Genomic DNA, 13268 nt, shown 5'->3' on the forward strand with positions numbered 1-13268 from the left:
ACATAACTAATCTAATAATGGGCTTAAATTAGCTCAGCTCGCAGAATTTATCACCACTCGGATATTTTGAGCTGACGGCACAAAGAGATATAACGAGTCAAAAGGCGCTATGAAAAGAATTCATATTTATCATAGTAAAATTTTAAGTATAAATTCGCTTGCCTTGCAAATTCTAAAATTTTTGAAGCTTAATTCCAAAGTTTACTATAACTTTACGTTAAAATCCTCTTTAAATTTATGGTGGTCCAGTAAAATCTGGCGCAGATTCTGCACATAAATTCCGATCCTTAAATTTTCTACCTTCGTCATCGCACGAAATTTAAGCTAAGATTAATGGGGGGTATAATCTTCAAATACATTTTTTAAAAGGATTTACCGTGTCGTCTAACGCTAAAATGTTGATGGGTATTATTATTGCACTTGTGGCTGCTTTTTTTGGAGCTGGTTTTTATATGAATAGCATCGATACGCTAGCCTCCCTGTTTGGAAATTTTTATAATCCATCTTTTGTTGTAGATTTTCTCGCTTTTGAGAAAGGAGTAGATCAACTTAAAATTACCTATGTAATCGCATTCGTGATTATATTTGTAGTGCTAGCTATTTTGATTGATAAATTTATGATTAACTCGAAAGATTCTAAAAAATAACGTCGCCAAATTTTTAAAGCAGGCGCGACGATGAGGTTAAAATTGTAAACGATCTCGTTACGCTTTTAAATTTAATTTTAAAATCTGCGTTTTTTTTGCAGTAAATTTTGTATAAATTCCATATTTAGAAAATTTTAAAATATTCAGAATTTTTAAAATTTCAAATTCAAAAATTTCAAAGTATGGGAATTTTTTAGGCTTTTAAATTCCGAAATTTTGCGAGTTTCAAAGCCTTTAAAATCCCAAGAATTCCAAATGTGCGCGATTTATTCGCCTAGAGCTTTGTCGATGAGCTTGACGTCTTCGCTTGCGCTACCGTCGATGACTAGGGCTTGATCGCCGCCACTTACAGCGCTTTTTCCATTAAATTTTGCGCCGACTTCGATGCCGAAGCTTTGCGATAGCACATCGCCTACGAGCACACCGCCGCCTAGCAGCTCGACGAGCTCGGCTTCGATATTACCGAAAAATTTGCCGCTGATTACGATATGTTTAGCTCTAATCGAGCCGCGCGCGGTACCGTTTTTACCGATGACGACGGTGTTATCGGAGATCACGTCGCCTTCGACATTGCCATCGATATGCAAAATGCACGACAGGTGCAGCTCTCCTTTGATGAGCGTGCCTGACGAGATTATTGTTGTTTGAGCGGTGTTTGCATCGCCTTTATTAAAGATTGCCATGGGACATCTTCCTCCTTAGTAAAAATTTCTTTGTAATTTTTTTCGTTCCAGTTGATGAAATTTAGCGGATCTAGCGGCAGCTGCAAAAACCTAATCTCGTAGTGCAGATGAGGTCCGGTGCTAAGCCCGGTGTTGCCGCTAAAAGCGATAAGATCGCCTTTGTTTACAAACTCGCCTACTTTGCGAGTTAAATTTGAATCCAAATGCGCATATCGTGTCGTAAAGCCGTAGTTGTGGCGAATCTCGACTAGATTGCCGTAGCCAGTAGCACCCGCGCCGCTGTATTGGATGATGCCGTCTGCAGGCGCGTAGATGGGCGTTTTGGGCGGAGTGCGCAGATCGACGCCCGGGTGAAACTGCTTGCGCTTTAAGATGGGATGGTTGCGCCAGCCGAATTTCTCGCTGAGCTGATAAGTGCGCATTACCCTGCCGTTTGGGATCTGCATAAAAATTTCTTTTATCAGCGCGTCGGAGAATTTTTCGTTGATGATCTTTTGCGCGCGCTCTTTGATCTCTTGTTCGGAAGTAGGCTTGATGTGAGATAGGCGGTCGATCGCGCGCTCATCCTCTTCGGGATCAAGCCCAAACTGATGCTCCAAATCCGAAATTTTACCCTCGATGGCTTCAAATTCCATCTGACTTGCCGCGATACCGTCGCGAAGTTTTTGATTTAGCTCGTTAAGCTCGGTTTTGGTTCGCGAAAGGCTATCGATTTTAGAGCCCAGATACCTGATATATAGCGCACCCGTGACGAAAACGGTAAAAACAAATAGTACCAAATATAACGCGATCTTTTTGATGATTTGCGAAAGCAAAAAATTCCTAGAGCCGTTAAGGTCGGTTATGGTTATCATAAATTTGTTTTTCATAATGCGGCATTATAATGCAGCATAGCTGAAATTTCAAAAAAATTGTAGATAAATTTAAAAGCTATTTAATTTCAAAATTTCACTAAAAGATAAAATTTATTACTTAGTATAATTATAATTTAAGCAAATCTTGCTATAATTACAGCAATTTTAAATAAAGGAGACACAATGTCAAAAACGGTAAAACAACTAAACAAACTTCAGGCGGACGCTCATGCGTTCTTTGTTGCATTCCACGATTATCACTGGAATGTTAAGGGCTTACAATTCGCGCAGGTTCACGCTTACACCGAGAAAGCATACGACGAGATGGGCGAGCTTTTCGACGATATGGCTGAGCGCGCGCTTCAAATAGGCGGCAAGGCCGTAACTAAGGCTAAGGATCTAATTGAGCTTTCAAAAGACGCTCCGATTAGCGTAAAAGACAGCTATAGCGTATCTGAGGTACTTGAGGATGTTAAAAAAGCCTACGAGTATTTGGTAAAAGAATTTAAAAAGCTTCAAGAGATTGCTGAGGAGGAGGGCGACGATACGACTTCAAATATTGCGCAGGATCACTATGGCGATTATGAAAAACGCCTATGGATGCTAAGCTCAATGCTAAGCAAATAATCCCCGCAAATCCTTTCAAAATTTTTAGGGGCGCATGCCCCTAAAATCCATTAAAGTTAATATTTAAATTTCAAAAAATTTTAAAATTCTAAGATTATAATTTCACACTAAAATTTTAAATCCTGCTTGAAAATTGAAGTAGAATCGCTCATTCAAAGTAAAATTCATGTAGGTTTTAAATTTCATATCATCGAAATTTAACTCATTCGCCATGTAAAAACATAACTCTTTTTGTAAAGCTCGGTTTCATTTAAAATTTTACCGCGTCGTTAAAATTTCTTGCCGATTTCAAATTTCATAGCCGTAAAAATTCTAAGAGCTAAGGCTTTGCAGCTCAAGAATGGTATTTGCTAAGAGAGATCGTCTGTGATAAATTTGTATTTCTTTTTAGCGTCTGATGATAAATTTTAGCTTGTAGTTTTACTATTTTGATTATTTTTAAAACTTCGGTGTTTATAAATGAAGCGGAATTTTAAAAATTTCAAAGAATTTTGCAAATTCCGTAAAATTTCGCAATTTCACGGAATTTTAGTTTTTATAGAATTAAGCTCTAGTCTTAAAAATTCTCTTCAGTATTGCGGTCGCTGACACGGTCCCACGGTAGTTTTATTCCGCCTAGGATATGAAAGTGCAGATGCATCACCTCTTGACCTCCGTTTTCGCCGCAGTTGCAAACGAGACGGTATCCGCTCTTATCAAGCCCCATTTTGCGAGTTACTTCTTGGATAAAAGCGCTCATTTTGCTCATCACTTCAGGTGGCGTTACTTGGAAGTTTTCGTAGCATTTCTTAGGGATCGCCAGGATGTGGATCGGCGCTTTAGGGTTGATGTCGTGGAAAGCCAAAAATTCATCGTTCTCTAACACTTTGTTGCACGGGATTTCGCCGTTTACGATCTTTTCGAAGACGTTCATTTTAGATCCTTTTATGAGGTTGAAATTTAGCCGCGATTATAGCCAAAAAATCCAAACACGCAAATTTACCTAGCTTTTATCAAATTTTAACTACAATCGCGCCATTAAATTTAACTACAAGGATAGAATTTGCAAGAGATTAAAGCAAAAATCGACGCTGCGGCAAGCCTAAGCGAGCTGGAAGCCGTGCGCTTGGAGCTTTTCGGCAAAAAAGGCATCATAACGGCGCTTTTTTCCGAGCTCAAATCCGCAGCGCCCGAGCAGAAAAAAGAGCTTGCCGTAAGCGCGAATGAAAAGCGCGATTATTTCAGCGAGCTTATCGCCGCAAAAAGGGCGAGCCTGGAAGAGGCGGAGCAAAAAGAGGCGATGAAAAATGAAGCGAGCGACGTCACGCTTTTTAACGAAAACGTAAACTGCGGCGCGCTGCATCCGGTGATGGAGACGATGGATAAGATCATAGACTACTTCATCGCGCAAAATTTCAGCGTCGAAAGCGGCCCGCTCATCGAGGACGACTTCCATAATTTCGAGGCGCTAAATTTACCCAAATACCACCCTGCGCGCGATATGCAAGATACGTTTTATCTAAATGACGGGCGGCTGCTACGCACGCATACCAGCGGCGTTCAGATCCGCACGATGGAGAAATTTAAAGCTCCGCCGGTGCGTATGATCGCCCCGGGCGCGGTCTTTCGCCGCGATATGGATCTAACCCATACGCCGATGTTTCATCAAGTGGAGGGTCTCGTAGTCGAGCAGGGAGACCGCGTGAGCTTTGCAAATTTAAAATACGTTTTAGAGGAATTTTTGCGCTATATGTTTGGAGACGTAAAAGTGCGCTTCCGCCCGAGCTTCTTTCCGTTCACGGAGCCGAGCACTGAGGTCGATATCAGCTGTATTTTCTGCCACTGTCATGGATGCCGCGTCTGTAAGCAGACGGGCTGGCTCGAGGTGTTAGGCAGCGGCGTGGTCGATCCTAACGTCTTTAAAGCGGTAAGCTGGAAAAACGTCAGTGGATACGCATTCGGGCTCGGCGTGGAGAGATTTGCGATGCTGCTGCACGGTATCCCCGATCTGCGCTCGCTATTTGAAGGCGATATTAGATTATTGGAGCAGTTTAAATGATAATAACGAGAAATTGGTTGCAGGAGTGGATCGACATAAGCGAAATTTCAAGCGAAAAGCTGCTTTCTACGCTAAATTCCATCGGTCTTGAGGTTGACGCTCACGATAAAATTTCGCTCCCTAAAGGCGTCGTCGTAGGACTCGTAAAAAGCAAGCGTCGTCACGAGAATTCTGATCATCTAAATGTCTGCGAGGTTGATGTCGGTAAGCAGAGCTTGCAGATCGTCTGCGGCGCGAAAAATGTTGAGGCAGGGCAATATGTCGCAGTTAGCCTAATCGGCGCCGTGCTGCCTAGCGGTCTTGAGATAAAGCCTGCCAAACTTCGCGGCGTGGAGAGCTTTGGCATGATCTGTTCGGCAACCGAGCTTGGGCTTGCCAAGACGAATGACGGCATTATGGTGCTTGATAGCAGTATCGGCGAGCTCGTGCTGGGCAAGGAGCTGCGCGAGTATGAAATTTTTAACGACGATCTTATCGAGATCGAGCTTACCGCCAATCGCGGCGACTGCCTTAGCATCTTAGGCATAGCGCGCGATCTAAGCGCAGCGCTTGATCTGCCGCTAAAGGAAAAGCACGAGTTTGAAGATGCCGACGGAGCGCCTGGTATCGGTAGAATTTTAAGCGTGCGTGCAAGCGATGAGGTAAGCGCTAAATTTGCTTTTCGAGCTTATGAGATCAAAGGCGAGCTGAAGTTAAATTTAAAGCAGACCTTGCGTCTTGCAAGCGTTGGTATTTTGCAAAGCTGCGCGGTGCAAAATTTCATTAATTACGCTACTCATTCTACCGGAGTATTGCTGCGTGCTTATGATTTTGAAAAGATCGCTTCCGCAGATGGCAAAGTAGCGCTTGACATAAAGCCTATGCCAAACGGCGAGTTCGGCGTTTATGCGGGCAAGAGATTGCTTAGCGTAGCAGGGATTTGCCAAGACGCGGAGCTAAAGGCGTGTTGCAGTAGCAAAGTGGTGCTATTAGAGGCAAACTATACCGCGCCACTAATTATCGCCAGAGCAGTAAACGAAAATAAAAGCCTAAAAGGCGACGAGCACGTGTACCGCTCAAGTAGAGGCAGCGAGCCAAAGCTTAGGCTAGGGCTAGATCTGCTATTTAGATTGCTACTTAAAAATAAAGCCGTTAGCCTATATGCGGGCACACAAAAGATTTCAAATGCTTTGGAGCCGCTTATCGTGGGCTTTAGCGAAAAAGAGATAAACTCAATGATCGGTGCGCAAATTCCGCGCGATAAGATCGTAAAAATTTTAAAAAGGCTGGGCTTTGATGTAGGCGTCGAAGCCGATCTCATCACCGCCAAGGTGCCGCCTTTCCGCCACGATATCGTAAACTCTCACGACGTGTGCGAGGAGATCGTGCGTATCGTGGGCATCGATAATATCGCCGCTGCGCCGCTAAGCTTCTACGAGAAAAACCGCCTAAACGATACCTACGTAAATTTACAAAACGGGCGCAAGCTTCGCAGCAAGGCGGCAGCAGTGGGATTTTTCGAGTGCGTGCATTATGTATTTGACGATGGCAAGGTGCTAGAAAACTTAGGCTTTGAGCCGTGCAAGGTTAAAATTTTAAATCCGATAAACGGCGAGCTGGACGCGCTAAGACCGACGCTAATTAATCATCTGCTGGAGTCTACTGAGCGAAATTTAAAGAATTCTCGCAGAAGCGTTAAGCTTTTTGAGCTAGGAGAGGTGTTTGATACGGACGGCTCGCAGTGCCTAAGGCTGGGCTTTATCGCTAGCGGACTAAAGGCGGAACCCTCTATCGCGGCCGGCGCAAAACCCGCCGCGGTAGATTTTTTGTATTTTGCAAATTTAATCCAAAGCGTCATCGGTAAATTTAAGGTCAGGCTGCCCGGCGAAAATTTGAAATTTTTAAGCGAATTCGAGCAAGCTCAGATCGAGCAGGGCGGGCAGATAGTGGGCTTTATCGGGCGCGTGGATTACGCCGTAGAAGCAGGGCGCGATCTGGATAAAAGCTATCTGTGCGAGATCGATTTTTCCAAGCTTAAATTTGAAAATATCGTAGCGGACGCTTATTCGAAGTTCCCTAGCGTATCGCGCGATCTAAGTATTTTGGTGCCGAGCGGAATGCGCTTCGAGCAGATTAAGCAGTGTATAGACGCCCTTAAAATCGAGGCGCTAAAGGAGCTTATCCCGAGTGATCTTTACAGCGACGAAAGCCTGGGCGATTCAAAGAGCCTGACGATCAGACTTGTATTTCAAGACCTTCAAAAAACCCTCTGCGACGAGGAAGTCGCGGGCTTTACCGATAAAATTTTAGCCGCGCTTAGCAGCGAACTGGGACTTGGACTGCGATGAGGATTTTTGCGCAAGCGGGCCCTTTGCAGGCGGAGATTTCAAATATCGCCGCGGATAAATCGATCTCGCACCGTGCGGCGATCTTTTCGCTGCTAGCGGAGGGGACGAGTAAAATTTCAAACTATCTAGCCGCCGAAGATACGCTAAATACGCTAAAAATAGTGGAGCTTTTGGGCGCTTGCGTGCAGCGCGAAGGGGGCGAAATTTTAATCACTCCGCCGGAGGTTATCAAAGAGCCTAACGTTCCGCTTGATTGCGGCAACTCAGGCACCGCGATGCGGCTATTTATGGGCTTTTTGGCGGGACGCGAGGGCTTTTTCGTGCTATGCGGCGATCGGTATCTAAGCGAGCGTCCGATGAGGCGCGTTGCGGATCCGCTTTGCAAGGTGGGCGCTAAAATTTACGGGCGTCAAGGCAGCGAAAAGGCGCCGATTGCGGTGCTAGGGCAAAAGCTTGGGTATTTTGAATACGCGAGTAAGATTGCGTCCGCGCAGGTAAAGACCGCTCTAATTTTAGCGGCCTTGCGCGGCAGCGGGTGCAGGTTTAGCGAGCCCGAGCTTAGCCGCGATCACAGCGAGCGGATGCTAAAAGCGATGGGTGCGCAAGTTTCGCGAAACGGTCTTGCGATCGAAGTCGCGCCGCTTAGCTCGCCGCTTAAACCGCTTGAAATTTTTATCCCAAACGATCCAAGCTCGGCGTTTTTCTTCGCGGTCGCCGCAGCGATAATCCCTGGCTCGCGCATAGTGCTAAAAAATATGCTGTTAAACAAAACTCGCATAGAGGCGTATGAAATTTTAAAACGTATGGGCGCCGAGGTAAAATTTAATAAAACGAGCGAAATTTACGAGCAGATCGGCGATATAGAGGTTGCTTATGCGCCGCTTCACGCCGTAGAGGTGAGCGAAAACATCTCGTGGCTGATAGACGAAGCGCCTGCGCTTGCTATCGCCTTTGCTTGCGCGCAGGGAAGTAGCGTGCTTAAAAATGCCGCCGAGCTGCGCGTGAAGGAGTGCGACCGCATAAAGGTAACCTGCGAAGGGCTTCGCGCCTGCGGTATTAAGGCGCGCGAGCTACAGGACGGCTGGCAGATCGAAGGCGGCGAGGCAAACGCGGCGATTATCACGCCGTGCGGAGATCACCGCATCGCGATGAGCTTTGCGATTTTGGGCTTAAGATCGGGGATGATCATCGAGGATAGCGATTGTATCGCGACGTCGTTTCCAAATTTCGCTGCTATTTTAAGACAGATCGGAGCCTGCGTTGAAGATTGAGATGGCCAAAAGCTACGGCTTTTGCTTCGGCGTCAAGCGCGCGATCAAGATCGCAGAAAGCGCCGGCGAGGCCTCTACGATCGGCGAACTGATACATAACGCCGAAGAGATTAACCGTTTAAAACAAAATTTCGGCGTCAAAACCCTGGAGGGCGTTGGCGAGATCACCGATGAGCAAAAGCTCATCATCCGCACCCATGGCATCCAAAAGGACGATCTGCAAAGACTAAAGGCGCAAAATAAGGAGCTCATCGACGCTACCTGCCCCTTCGTGACCAAGCCGCAGCAGATCGTAGAAAAGATGAGCGCGGAGGGCTACGACATCGTGATCTTCGGCGATAAAAACCATCCCGAGGTAAAGGGGGTGAAATCCTACGCAAAATCACGCGTATTCGTGATCATGGATACGAAGGAACTGCAAGACGTCAAGCTTGGACCTCGCGTCGCGCTCGTTTCGCAGACTACGAAAAAGATAGAAAGCTTTACCAAAATCGCGGATTTTTTGATGCAGCGCGCAAGGGAGCTGAGAATTTTTAATACGATTTGCAATGCGACGCTGGAGAATCAAGAGGCCGTAAAAAGCCTGTCGCAAAAGGCCGACGTGATGATAATCGTAGGCGGGAAAAATTCCTCCAACACCAAACAGCTTTTTTTAATTTCGCAGAATTTTTGCAAAGACAGCTATCTCATAGAAAACGAAAGCGAGCTTGAACGCTTGTGGTTTGAAAACAAAAGCCTCTGCGGCATCTCTGCAGGAGCTAGCACGCCTGATTGGATCATCAAAAAAGTAGTAGCGCGAATCGAAAATTTAACGCAGAATTTATAAGCCCTCTTATCAAATTTACTCTTAGAAATTTATCAAATCGAAAGCAAATTTTGGCTAGAATCGCGCATTTTAGTTCTTTTCAAAAAAGCACAAATAAATTTAAAGGAAGCATATGGCTGAGGTGAACGAGAAGGTTCAAAACCACGCAGAGGAAGATTTTGCGACATTGTTAGAGGAGTATGACGCCGGGAAGTCTCGCGACGAGGTCGTCACAGGTAAGGTTATCGCCCTTAAGGACGGCGAGGTTTTCATAGACGTAGGCAGGAAGTCGGAGGGCATTTTAGATGCCGCCGAGGTGAGCGACGATCAAGGAAACCCGCAGGTTAATGTAGGAGATGACATCAAAGTCGCTATTATCGGAAGCAGAGGCGGTCGCCCGGTCGTATCGTATAAAAAGGCTCTAAAGAAGGAAAAAGTAAAGGCGTTCATCGACTCCTATGATGAAAACGCAGAGAATGTCTATGACGTTAAAATTCTATCGTTTAATAAGGGCGGTTTCGTTTGTGCTAATGGAGACGACGTGGAATTTTTTATGCCGCGCTCGCAAAGTGCGCTTAAAAACCCAAACGGCGCTGTCGGTAAAAATTTCAAAGTAAAGATCATCAAGGTCGATAGAGATGAGCAAAGCATTGTAGTATCCCGCAAGAAGCTACTTGATGAGGACCGCAAAGCAAGCAAAGAGGCGATCGAGAAAGTAATCGCTACTGAGGGCATCATCGAAGGCGTTGTCAAAAAAATCACCACCTACGGTATGTTCGTAGACGTAGGCGGCGTGGACGGACTCGTACACTACAGCGAAATTTCATACAAAGGTCCGGTAAATCCAAGCTCGCTCTACAAAGAGGGCGATAAGGTTCCGGTTAAAGTTATTAAATACGACAACGATAAAAAACATCTCTCTCTTTCGATTAAAGAAGCGATGCCAGATCCTTGGAACGAGATCAAAGATAGCCTGGAAGTGGGCGATACTATCCGCGTAAAAGTAAGTAATATCGAGCCTTACGGCGCGTTTGTCGATCTTGGCAACGACATCGAGGGCTTTTTGCATATCAGCGAAATTTCGTGGGATAAAAATATCAAAAATCCGAAAGATTTCATCAGCGAGGGCGAGGAGCTCGACGTCGAGGTCGTAGAGATCAACCCTAGCGAGCGCAGGCTGCGCGTGAGCCTTAAAAATTTACTCACCAAGCCGTTTGACGAGTTCGTTGCTAAATACAAAGTGGGCGATGTGCTAAAAGGCAGCGTCACTACAATTACAAATTTCGGCGCGTTTGTGAGGATCGACGGCGTAGAGGGACTTTTGCATAACGAAGACGCTTCATGGGATCGCGGCGAGAAGTGCAAAAATTTATTCAAAGTAGGCGACGAGATCGAGGTTAAGATCATCAAGATCGACAAAGATACTCAAAAAATTTCTCTAAACCACAAAGAGCTCGGCGATAGCCCGATTAGCGAGTTTGCCAAGAGTCACAATCAAGGCGATGTCGTAAAAGGCAAGATCCGCGATATTAAAGAGTTCGGAATTTTTGTCGAGCTGGGAGGCGGTATCGACGCGCTTATCCGCAAGGAAGATCTCGGCAACGTAAGCGTAGATAGCCTAAAAGTAGGCGACGAGATCGAGGCTGCGATCGCTTTCATCGATGAGAAGAAAAACAGAATCCGCCTAAGCGTGCGCAGACTGGCTCATCAGAAGGAGCGCGAGGCGCTAAACGAGATCAATAACAACGACGACGAGAAGCAAAGCCTAGGGGATCTAATCAAAGATCAACTAAATAAATAATTCCTCCCGCAAGGCATCCCCGCCTTGCGGACCCACTTCAAAAGGTTAAATTTAATGAAAACTATCATAGTCTGCGACGCAATCCACAAAATCGGTTTTGATCTGCTTAAGCAAGAATCGGACGTTAAAGTAATCGACGCTACGAACGTGCCCAAGAGCGAACTTTACGGAATTTTAGGCGATGCGGATGTTGCGATCACCAGAAGCTCTACGGCGGTGGATGAGAAATTCCTTGGCGCGGGCACCAAGCTAAAAGCGATCGTGCGCGCGGGTGTCGGCGTCGACAACTGCGATATCGACGGCTGTTCCAAGCGCGGCATTATTTTGATGAATGTACCTACGGCAAATACCATCGCCGCAGTCGAAATGACTATGTGCCATCTACTAAATGCGGCGCGCAAATATGTAAATTCCTGCAACGATCTGAAAATTAATAGAATTTGGAAGCGCGAGAAGTGGTACGGCACCGAGCTTTATAAAAAGAGCCTCGGCATCATCGGCTTTGGAAATATCGGTTCGCGCGTGGGGGTTCGCGCGCTTGCGTTTGGGATGAACGTCATCGCCTATGATCCGTATATCGAACCCGAAAAAGCCACGAAGCTCGGAGTAAAATATACGAAAAATTTTGATGAAATTTTATCTTGCGACTTCATCACGATCCATACGCCGAAAAATCAAGAGACGATAAATATGGTAGGCGAGCCGCAAATAGCAAAGATGAAAGACGGCGTACGCCTAATAAACTGCGCTAGAGGCGGGCTGTATAATGAAAAAGCGCTCGCAAACAATCTACGCAGCGGCAAGATCGCGTATCTCGGCATCGACGTTTTCGACAAAGAGCCTGCGACCGATCACGAGCTTTTGGATATCGAAAATTTAAGTGCGACTCCGCATCTTGGCGCAAATACGCTCGAATCGCAAAGCAATATCGCCAGGGAAGCCGCGGAGCAGGCGATCAGCGCCGCGCGCGGCTTAAACTATCCAAACGCTTTAAATTTGCCGCTTAAGCTCGAGGATCTGCCGCGCGGTATTGAGCCGTATATAAATTTGGTCTCGAAAATGGCCTATCTTGCGGCGCAGATCAACAAAGGCCCGATCAAATCGATTCGCATCGAGGGCAGTGGCGAGGTGGTGCAGTATCTAAAATCGATGCTCGTTTTTGCAATCGTAGGCGCACTGCACGATTCTTTGGGCGACTCGCTAAATTACGTCAACGCTAAATTTCTTGCGGATGAAAAGGGGATTGAGACGAGCTTCGGCGAGCTTGCAAACAGCGTCTATAAAAGCGAGATCGCGGTAAAAATTATGACCGACGAGGCGATCTCAAACGTCGCAGGTACGGTCTTTGACGGCAGCGAGGAGCGCATCGTAAATATCGGCGGATTTAAGACCGATTTTAAGCCGAAGGGCAAGATGATAATCTTTAAAAACACCGACGTGCCGGGCGTTATCAAATCCGTAAGCACGATCCTAGCCGACGAAAACATCAATATCGCGGACTTCCGCCTAGGCAGAGGCGAGGAGGGGGACGCTTTGGCGGTCATTTTGGTCGATTCCGAAGTGCAAAAAAGCACGCTTGATAAGCTGGCGGCGCTTCAAACCTGCCTAATGGTGCGCTACGCGGCGCTTTAATATTTTCTCGCTTAGGAGGCGGAATTTTAAATTTCGCCTCGTTTTAATTCTTTATAATTTAAATTTACAATTTCAGCTACGACGGCGTTTGATGAGGCGATGCGGGAACGCGTGGCGAGGATTTTGCGGAATTTGACGTAACGTGCAGGCAAGCGCTTGCGATATGTTGCGGTATGCGCTAGGCAGATATGCTTTGGCTCGCGGCTTTTGTAGACACTGCGTGCGCTTTAAATTTAACTCTCGCCGCGAGCTTGCTTTTAAATTTCGTCCTTGCAGATCTTTTTTTAAATTTCATCATCGCGGCGCCGCCGATTAAATTTTCCGCTATGCGAGTTTAGTATCAAAGCTAAGCGTCGCGATACAAAACGCGGTCAAATTTTATTTATTAGACACGGCAAGGCGCTTTTGTCTCAAATTTATTCGTGGCAGACGTTTCACCTCTCTCTAATCATATCGCCCGTTTAAATTTCGGGCAGCCGCCGAGAGATTGCACCGCTGATTAAATTTTACGTTTTTGCCGAAATTATGCTTCGCCGAAAAATTCCGCCCGGCCTAAATTTAGTCGATACAAAATTTCAGCCGT

11 protein-coding genes are annotated in these 13268 nt (G+C 46.0%); 8 read left to right on the forward strand and 3 right to left on the reverse strand.

The window, feature by feature from the left end:
* Positions 1 to 377: 377 nt before the first annotated feature.
* A complete protein-coding gene (locus Q0614_RS01475; RefSeq protein ID WP_298786006.1) occupies positions 378 to 647 on the forward strand; it encodes a hypothetical protein in 270 nt (89 codons plus the stop codon).
* Between the two features lie 266 nt (positions 648 to 913).
* On the opposite strand, the gene Q0614_RS01480 is transcribed toward Q0614_RS01475, so the two are convergent.
* Positions 914 to 1330, reverse strand: coding sequence for a polymer-forming cytoskeletal protein (locus Q0614_RS01480; RefSeq protein ID WP_005873147.1), 417 nt, complete (start codon positions 1328 to 1330; stop codon positions 914 to 916).
* Positions 1282 to 2202, reverse strand: coding sequence for a M23 family metallopeptidase (locus Q0614_RS01485; RefSeq protein WP_366112458.1), 921 nt, complete (start codon positions 2200 to 2202; stop codon positions 1282 to 1284). The genes Q0614_RS01480 and Q0614_RS01485 overlap by 49 nt, the downstream gene beginning before the upstream one ends.
* Positions 2203 to 2367: 165 nt before the next feature.
* Here Q0614_RS01485 and Q0614_RS01490 point away from each other — a divergent pair, with 165 nt between their 5' ends.
* A complete protein-coding gene (locus Q0614_RS01490) occupies positions 2368 to 2811 on the forward strand; it encodes a Dps family protein (protein WP_297902213.1) in 444 nt (147 codons plus the stop codon).
* Between the two features lie 556 nt (positions 2812 to 3367).
* Here Q0614_RS01490 and Q0614_RS01495 read toward each other — a convergent pair.
* Entirely contained in the window at positions 3368 to 3724 is a 357-nt protein-coding gene (locus Q0614_RS01495; RefSeq protein ID WP_297941615.1) for a histidine triad nucleotide-binding protein, read from the reverse strand.
* Positions 3725 to 3853: 129 nt separating this feature from the next.
* Between Q0614_RS01495 and pheS the strand changes: the two genes are divergently transcribed.
* From pheS to serA, 6 genes are all read left to right on the forward strand, one after another.
* A complete protein-coding gene (gene pheS, locus Q0614_RS01500; protein WP_298786007.1) occupies positions 3854 to 4849 on the forward strand; it encodes a phenylalanine--tRNA ligase subunit alpha in 996 nt (331 codons plus the stop codon).
* Positions 4846 to 7176 (forward strand): phenylalanine--tRNA ligase subunit beta, encoded by a 2331-nt coding sequence (gene pheT, locus Q0614_RS01505; RefSeq protein WP_298786009.1) that lies wholly within the window; start codon positions 4846 to 4848, stop codon positions 7174 to 7176. The genes pheS and pheT overlap by 4 nt, the downstream gene beginning before the upstream one ends.
* Positions 7173 to 8447 carry a 3-phosphoshikimate 1-carboxyvinyltransferase gene (gene aroA / locus Q0614_RS01510; protein WP_298786011.1) on the forward strand — a complete coding sequence of 425 codons (1275 nt, stop codon included), beginning with the start codon at positions 7173 to 7175 and terminating at the stop codon, positions 8445 to 8447. The genes pheT and aroA overlap by 4 nt, the downstream gene beginning before the upstream one ends.
* Positions 8437 to 9273, forward strand: a complete 837-nt coding sequence (locus Q0614_RS01515) for a 4-hydroxy-3-methylbut-2-enyl diphosphate reductase (RefSeq protein WP_298786013.1) — start codon at positions 8437 to 8439, stop codon at positions 9271 to 9273. The genes aroA and Q0614_RS01515 overlap by 11 nt, the downstream gene beginning before the upstream one ends.
* A 112-nt stretch (positions 9274 to 9385) precedes the next feature.
* Positions 9386 to 11053 carry a 30S ribosomal protein S1 gene (locus tag Q0614_RS01520; RefSeq protein WP_298786015.1) on the forward strand — a complete coding sequence of 556 codons (1668 nt, stop codon included), beginning with the start codon at positions 9386 to 9388 and terminating at the stop codon, positions 11051 to 11053.
* A gap of 54 nt (positions 11054 to 11107) precedes the next feature.
* A complete protein-coding gene (gene serA / locus Q0614_RS01525; RefSeq protein WP_298786018.1) occupies positions 11108 to 12685 on the forward strand; it encodes a phosphoglycerate dehydrogenase in 1578 nt (525 codons plus the stop codon).
* Positions 12686 to 13268 lie beyond the last annotated feature (583 nt).

This window comes from uncultured Campylobacter sp. (assembly GCF_937997595.1).
Taxonomy (GTDB): Bacteria; Campylobacterota; Campylobacteria; order Campylobacterales; family Campylobacteraceae; genus Campylobacter_B.

Coding starts and splice junctions, on each gene's coding strand:
- Q0614_RS01480 (WP_005873147.1), bottom strand. CDS start 1,330: ATGGCAATCTTTAATAAAGGCGATGCAAACACCGCTCAAACAACAATA.
- Q0614_RS01490 (WP_297902213.1), top strand. CDS start 2,368: ATGTCAAAAACGGTAAAACAACTAAACAAACTTCAGGCGGACGCTCAT.
- Q0614_RS01495 (WP_297941615.1), bottom strand. CDS start 3,724: ATGAACGTCTTCGAAAAGATCGTAAACGGCGAAATCCCGTGCAACAAA.
- pheT (WP_298786009.1), top strand. CDS start 4,846: ATGATAATAACGAGAAATTGGTTGCAGGAGTGGATCGACATAAGCGAA.
- aroA (WP_298786011.1), top strand. CDS start 7,173: ATGAGGATTTTTGCGCAAGCGGGCCCTTTGCAGGCGGAGATTTCAAAT.
- Q0614_RS01520 (WP_298786015.1), top strand. CDS start 9,386: ATGGCTGAGGTGAACGAGAAGGTTCAAAACCACGCAGAGGAAGATTTT.
- serA (WP_298786018.1), top strand. CDS start 11,108: ATGAAAACTATCATAGTCTGCGACGCAATCCACAAAATCGGTTTTGAT.